Source organism: Fibrobacter sp., from assembly GCF_045131395.1.
Lineage (GTDB): Bacteria > Fibrobacterota > Fibrobacteria > Fibrobacterales > Fibrobacteraceae > Fibrobacter.
This window is the reverse complement of the sequence record NZ_JBGUQY010000015.1, coordinates 1-3,021: the sequence shown is the minus strand read 5'-3', so window position 1 is coordinate 3,021 and position 3,021 is coordinate 1. Positions and strand designations below refer to the sequence as shown.

4 protein-coding genes are annotated in these 3,021 nt (G+C 40.6%); all 4 read left to right on the top strand.

What is annotated here, in order from left to right; genetic code table 11:
* Positions 1-140: 140 nt before the first annotated feature.
* The 4 genes from ACJMNB_RS05100 (at position 141) to ACJMNB_RS05085 (ending at position 2,847) form a co-directional block, all read left to right on the top strand.
* Positions 141-1,022, top strand: coding sequence for a glycosyltransferase (locus ACJMNB_RS05100; protein WP_405339629.1), 882 nt, complete (start codon positions 141-143; stop codon positions 1,020-1,022).
* A gap of 123 nt (positions 1,023-1,145) precedes the next feature.
* The gene (locus ACJMNB_RS05095; protein ID WP_405339627.1) at positions 1,146-1,886 is read left to right on the top strand and encodes a hypothetical protein; all 741 of its coding nucleotides are present in this window, start codon (positions 1,146-1,148) and stop codon (positions 1,884-1,886) included.
* A gap of 66 nt (positions 1,887-1,952) precedes the next feature.
* Positions 1,953-2,243: a hypothetical protein gene (locus tag ACJMNB_RS05090; protein WP_405339625.1), complete on the top strand. Its 291-nt coding sequence runs from the start codon at positions 1,953-1,955 to the stop codon at positions 2,241-2,243.
* Positions 2,236-2,847 carry a hypothetical protein gene (locus ACJMNB_RS05085; RefSeq protein WP_405339623.1) on the top strand — a complete coding sequence of 204 codons (612 nt, stop codon included), beginning with the start codon at positions 2,236-2,238 and terminating at the stop codon, positions 2,845-2,847. Before ACJMNB_RS05090 ends, ACJMNB_RS05085 begins: the two co-directional genes overlap by 8 nt.
* The last annotated feature ends 174 nt before the right edge of the window (positions 2,848-3,021 follow it).

Below are 3,021 nucleotides of genomic sequence, written 5' to 3'. Positions count from 1 at the left end.
TGATTCCGCGTTGACATGGAATGCCGATTTCGGTGTGTCAATTGAATATCCGTTTTTTGCAATCGGCGAACTTGTGAAATGTTGGGTCACAGAGATTCAGCCGAGCGACAAGAAATGCACGGTTAAACTTATTAACTACAATGCAGAGGTGTTCACCGATGATCTATAAATGTGCTTGCTGTTATGTTGATGCAAATTATATTGAACCGGCAATTGTATCAATTAATTCATTCCGAAGATTCAATCCGAACATTCATTTGATTGTCGGCTATGAATCCGGAATGAATCTTGATTTGCTGTTTGCAGCTGTCGGCAAAGATGTTGAATTCAGGGCAATTGACGTTCCTAATCATCAGATTGTCATATTTTCCGAGGTTGGAAAAAATAACCGGTTATTCAGTTTATTTGTTCCTGACAGGCGGGCAATGTCAGCATATGCCGCAAGAATCATGTTGTTGTCCGAATTAAAAAATGAATTTGATGTGATTCTTAATTTTGATTTGGACACAATTTTTTGCGGCAGTCTGAACAGATTACTTCAGGAATGCACACCGGCGGAAATTTCCGGTGTGTCTGAACGAGATAACCGGAATCGATGGATGACAAAATTGAATCTGAAAGAAATAATCACATCAGATTCGTATATCAACACCGGCCTTGTCGTATATGGTGCGAATGCAATTCAAGATTTGTCTATTTATGATTATTTTGATTTTTTAAAGAAATATCTTGATGACATATACTGTCCGGAACAGGATTTCATCAATTATAGGTATTCAGAAAAAATCAGAAACATTCCGGCATCATACAATCTGATGTTTACTGACAGGAATTATCGTTGTGTGTCTCCGGTGATGATTCATTTTGTCGGCCTTTTTAAACCTTGGTCGGATTCCAGGGCAATTGACGGTGCCGATTATTACTTTGGAAAATACCTTTCCGAAGTTCGGAAAAATGCCGAATTTATCACCGACGAATTTGTGAAAAAAATACAAAGAAATGTAAATTTTTCAAATTTGTGATTGCAAATGAATATTAAATAATGCTTATCAAAACAGCATTCATTTTCGATTTATTATATTTACAAAGAGAGGGGGAAAGCGTGCAAACGCTTTGTTTGTTGTAGATATAAAGGGGAAAAGAAAATGGATGAAGTAACGCATACCATTTTACCGAACACCGCCGGTGGCGGTTGGGGTGGCACTGCACTTGGTGCCGGTTTCGGTGGTCTGATCGGTTCTTGGTTGGGCAATGGTGGTTTCGGTGGTTTTGGTGGCAATCGTGCCGGAATCGGATATGATACCGGCGCACTGAACGGCATTCAGGGTCAGTTGAACAATGTTTCCGGCCAGATTGCCAACGCAGACAGAGACTTATTAATGCAGACTGCAAACAGCAATCAATTTGTCGGTAATTTAATCAATTCTACCGGTGACGCGATTGTTGGTGCAATCAATTCAACTGCAATGAATACCCAACAGGGCATATATAGCAACACATTGAACCAGATTCAGTCACAAGGTGCGACGAATCTGGCAATGTGTCAGGGTTTCGGCGGGATCAATTCATCAATTGATCGTGGTGTCGGTGCGCTTAATCTGAATATTGCTGATCAGGCAGCACAGTCACGTCTTCAGGCTCAAGAACTAGCAAGTCAGCAACAGGCATGTTGTTGTCAGGTTCTTAGAGCAATTGAAACCGAGGGGTGCGCAAACAGAGAATTGCAGCGCGAGATCCAAACACAGGGATACCGCGATCAGCTCGCTGCAAAGTCTGCCGAAGTTGAATCTTTAAGGGAACAGATTATCAATATGAATGCGATGGCACAGCAGACAGCTACAATCATTAACGCGCTTAAACCGGCAACCACAACAGCCGGTGCATAGTGCAGTTGTTTGATTAATCAATGCCCGATTTCAAAGTCGGGCATTTCTGCAAAAAAGGATTCACAAATGGAAATTATCACAATTAAGAAGCATGTTTCAGAAAAAGATGCGCGGAACGATGATGATATATATCACGGATCACCTGATGCCGAATTCATGAAGATGTCGCATGAAGTCGATAAAAATCCGCCGGAGACTTGGAAAAAATACGATGTAAACACTGACCAGGGCGTGAAGAAAATTATTGAAATGGAATATCAAGAATTGATGAATGCCAAAACACATGATGAAAAAATAACAAATATTTATCACTTATCTGTTGCATTACTTCGTTATTGGCGAATAAATCATGAATGAAATAAGTCAGAATTATATTAACAATCTGTATGGGGCAAATTCATTGCCCGCACTTAATTTGACGCAGATTGACGGATTCGAACCGGTGCAGCAGTTCACAGACAGTTCCGGTCAGACGTGGAAATTGATAAAATCTGCAAATTCCGGAATGTGTGAAATTCCGGACCCGCGGAATCTGAACATAATTGATTACTGGAATCACGAACATCCGGCAAGTTCCGGCAAAGTGTTCTTGTATGTTGTCGAAGGGGTCAGAATCCCGAAAACTTCACGTGAACAGGCATGCAAGATTCTTTATTGTTGGTTTTCACAGGTCAACAACAAAGCATTCACACCACAGATGATCAAGGCGAATGAATGGTTGTTGGCCAATGTCTATGCATCAGAAATCACGGATGCAAGGGTCAGCAAGCTGAAAGCTATCTGTAAATACGAAGAAAAGACACAACCTGTTCAGACGGTTCCGCCGTCAGTTCCAGAACAGCAGACACCATTAATCGACATAGGATTAATCAATGACACCGGAACAGGAAACAAGACTGAATCAGTTGATTCAGATAATAAGAGAGAGCGCCGAGGAAATAATCGACAGGGGAATGACTGAACGTGATTTATTAACGTTTTTATATCAAAAGGGATTCGATTTTATAAGCAATCAATCGAATCAGAATATCATTGATATTGGTTCGGTTGGCCTTGCATTCTCAATTGTCAGAGATATGAAAAAATAAAGAAAAACCCGCAACAAAAATTGCGGGTGAAAACTATTAAGGACTGT